Origin of the sequence: Desertihabitans aurantiacus (genome assembly GCF_003344635.1) — a bacterium.
Taxonomy (GTDB): Bacteria; Actinomycetota; Actinomycetes; order Propionibacteriales; family Propionibacteriaceae; genus Desertihabitans; species Desertihabitans aurantiacus.
The window spans coordinates 1-3,026 of record NZ_QPKK01000360.1; the positions used below are offsets into that span (position 1 = coordinate 1).

Consider the following 3,026-nt stretch of genomic DNA (forward strand, 5'->3'; position numbering starts at 1 on the left):
CGGCGTGCAGCGAGACCACCACGTCGGGCTGCAACGCCCGGGCCACCCAGTCCGGCGCGCGGCCGACCTCGGCCGCGAGCTCGGCGCGGGTCGGCTGACGTCCGAGCCGTTGGGTCAGCCGCATCTGCTCGGCCCGCACCCGGTGCACCTCGCTGCGCCGGCGGACCGGTCCGAGCTGCCCCGACCGCTCGCCGGCCGCCGCGCGGATCCGGTTGCGGACCCATGGCAGCGCGTAGCCGGCGAAGCGGGTGCCGCGGCGGTGGTCCCAGCGGGCCACCGCCTCGGTCAGCGCCACCATCCCCTCGCCGAACAGGTCGTCGGGCGGGACTGCGGTGGTGGCGGCGGCCCGGCGGGTCTCGGCGGCCACCAGCCGCACGTTGGCCAGCACGAACCGCTCCCGGGCCCGCTCCCCCGTCCGCACCAGCACAGCCAGGTCGTCGGGGTCGTGGCCGGACGCCGGCTGCTCCAGCGCGTGCCGGGCCAGCACGCCGACCTCGACGGCGCGGGCGAGCCCGACCTCGTCCTCGGCGGTGAGCAGCGGGTGGTCGGTGCGGATCCGTGGGCCGGCCCCCTGGGCGGTGCGAGTCGTCATGGCCCCACCGTGGTCGCCGCGGTGCCGGTACGACCGGCCGTCCACACCTCCGGCGTCCCCCCGGACGGACAACACCTCTTCCTGGGGACGGCTCACACCCGCCTCCGGGGGCGCGCGCTAGTCGGTGGCGCCGATGCTGCGGACCTGCAGCTCCTTGCGGTGGGCCTCGAGCTCGAGCAGCGTGGTGAACATCTGGTTGTAGCGGGTGGTCTGCTCGACCGGGTTGGTCCGCTGCAGCCGCGACTTGAGGTCGGCGATCTGGCGTCCGGCGGCCAGCAGCTGCACCCGGGCGACGTGGATGTCGGCGTAGCGCTGGTCGGGGTCGGGCCGGCGCAGCGGCTGCACCGCCAACGCCACCGCCACCTGGTCGACGGTCGGGTCGTCGGTGGCGGCGCGGACGTCGCCGACCCAGTCCGCCCCGCCCTCGCGGGACAGCGCCGTGCGCATCGCAGCCAGCAGCCCGGCGTAGGCGGGGTGGGTGAAGTGCTCCGGGGTGAGCCCGCCGAGCTCGGCGTCGAACAGGTCCGGGCGCTGCACCACCAGCTGCAGGGTCTCCCGCTCCACGTCCAGCCGCGGGTCGTCGACCGGCGGCATCGGGGTGGCCGGCGTCCGCTGCTCCTCGCCCTCTCCCGGCGCAGGCTCCGGGCCGGGGTCACGGTCGGCCCGTCCGCCGCGTACCGGCTGCGGTGCGCGGCGGGCCCGGGCCAGCTCGGCGCGGACCTCCTCGACGTCCATCCCGAGCAGCCCGGCCAGCTCACGGGCGTAGCCGCCGACCAGCGCGGTGTCGCGGATGCTGGAGACCAGCGGGGCGGCCGCGCGGAGGGCCTGCAGCCGGCCGTCGGCCCGGTCCAGGTCGTGCTGGGAGAGCACGTTCGACATCACGAACCGGTACAGCGGCACCCGGCGCCCGACCAGCTCGCGGACCGCCGCGTCGCCGTGCTGCAGCCGCAGGTCGCAGGGGTCCAGACCGGACGGCTCGACCGCCACGTAGGTCTGGGCGATGAAGTGCTGGTCGCCCTTGAACACCTTGAGCGCGGCCGCCTGCCCGGCGGCGTCGCCGTCGAAGGTGAACACCACCTCGCCGTGGAAGGCGTCGGTGCCGCCCATCAGCCGCTGCAGCATCCGGGCGTGGTCGTCGCCGAAGGCGGTGCCGCAGGAGGCCACCGCGGTGTCCACCCCGGAGAGGTGGGCCGCCATCACGTCGGTGTAGCCCTCGACCACCACCGCCTGGCCCTTCTTGCCGATCTGGGTGCGGGCCAGGTCGAGGCCGTAGAGCACCTGCGACTTCTTGTACACCGGCGTCTCGGGGGTGTTGAGGTACTTGGCCGGCATCCGGTCGTCGTCGTACAGCCGGCGGGCGCCGAAGCCGAGCACCGAGGAGCCGGCGTCGCGGATCGGCCAGAGCAGACGTCCCTGGAAGAAGTCGAAGCCGCCGCGCTCGCGCACCAGCCCGGCCCGGACCAGCTCCTGCTCGCTGAACCCGCGCCCCTGCAGGTGCCGGGACAGTGCCCGGCCGTCGCGGGGGGCGTAGCCGACCCCGAAGTGCTCGGCGGCGTCCCGGTCGAACCCGCGGGAGGCCAGGAACTGCCGGGCCGCCAGCGCGTCGGGGCGGGTCAGCTGCTCGGCGAAGAACTCCTCGGCGGCCTTGTTGGCCGCCAGCACCCGCAGCCGCAGCCCGGGCGCCGGGCCGGGGCCCTGGCCGTCGGTGTAGCGCAGCTGGACGCCGACCCGGTCGGCCAGCTGCTGGACGGCCTCGGCGAAGGAGAGGTTCTCCACCTTCTGCAGGAAGGTGATGACGTCGCCGCCCTCCCCGCAGCCGAAGCAGTAGTAGAACCCGCGGGCCGGCGTCACCTGGAAGCTGGGTGTCTTCTCGTCGTGGAAGGGGCACAGACCCTTGAGCGAGCCGCTGCCGGCGTTGCGCAGGGCGACGTGGGAGCCGATGACCTCGTCGATGCGGGCACGTGAGCGCACCTCCGCCACGTCCTCGTCCCTGATCCTGCCCGCCACGAGCACGCAGTCTAGGTCGCGCCCGGGCGCCCCCGCCCACCGCGACCGCGGCATCCGGCGGTACCGTCCGGATGTGCCACGCGCGACCGTCCCCGCTCTCCTCGTCTACGACGGACGGTGCGGCTTCTGCACAGCCTGGGCCCGCTGGGGCGAGGGCCGCCTGGGTGCCGACGAGGTCGCCGTCCGCCCGTCGCAGTCGCTCGACCTGGTCGCGCTGGGGACGACGCAGCAGCGCGCGGACACCGAGGTGCTGCTGGTCACCGAGGACCGCCGGGTGCGTGGCGGCGCCGAGGCGATCGCCGGCTGGCTGCGGTACGGCCCGTGGTGGGCCCGCCTCGCCGCGGCGGTGCTGCGGCTGCCACCGGTGCGGCCGCTCGCCCGGGCCGGCTACCGCTGGGTGGCCGACCACCGCTACCGGCTGCCGGCG

Annotated in this window: 3 protein-coding genes; 1 reads left to right on the plus strand and 2 read right to left on the minus strand. The window is 75.6% G+C overall.

The features are described from left to right. A partial coding sequence (locus DVA66_RS18870; protein WP_269801645.1) for a sigma factor occupies positions 1-592 on the minus strand: 592 nt, incomplete at its 3' end. Between the two features lie 117 nt (positions 593-709). Next, positions 710-2,599 (minus strand): DNA primase, encoded by a 1,890-nt coding sequence (gene dnaG / locus DVA66_RS18875; RefSeq protein ID WP_114561401.1) that lies wholly within the window; start codon positions 2,597-2,599, stop codon positions 710-712. Positions 2,600-2,672: 73 nt separating this feature from the next. Here dnaG and DVA66_RS18880 point away from each other — a divergent pair. Further along, a partial coding sequence (locus DVA66_RS18880) for a thiol-disulfide oxidoreductase DCC family protein (protein ID WP_198671945.1) occupies positions 2,673-3,026 on the plus strand: 354 nt, incomplete at its 3' end.